Genomic DNA, 415 nt, shown 5'->3' on the forward strand with positions numbered 1-415 from the left:
CCACACTGCCGTAGGGGGAAGCTTATTGCAGTGGGGTTCGGTGTATGACACCTGTATGGCCTGCCATGATGGTACCATCAGCACTACTTACGACGTAGAAAGAGGGGTTATCGGAACCACCACTAGAGCCACTTATGGCGGAATGTTTGGAACTGGTACTGAAGGTTCATTATCCCGGCATAACGTTGTAGGTTCGGTGCAGATATTTGCGGCACCTGGTGGCAACAGCACCGGAAGTTATGAAGATGCAACAGCAGTAGGGCATGAAGCTGCAGCTACCAAGATGTGGGATGTGGAGTTTGGCTGTCAATCCTGCCACAGTCCGCACGGACAGGGAGGAAACGCCCGGATTTTAAGTCCCGACCCGAACAAAATTGCGCGGGTCAACTATGTAAACGGTGCGGTATATGCCGAC

Annotated in this window: 1 pseudogene; it reads left to right on the forward strand. The window is 52.5% G+C overall.

From position 1 onward, the window contains the following. Positions 1-25 precede the first annotated feature (25 nt). Positions 26-415: pseudogene (locus ciss_RS09155) on the forward strand (cytochrome c3 family protein); the annotation flags it as partial.

This window comes from Carboxydothermus islandicus, assembly GCF_001950325.1.
In the GTDB taxonomy this organism is placed as follows: Bacteria; Bacillota; Z-2901; order Carboxydothermales; family Carboxydothermaceae; genus Carboxydothermus; species Carboxydothermus islandicus.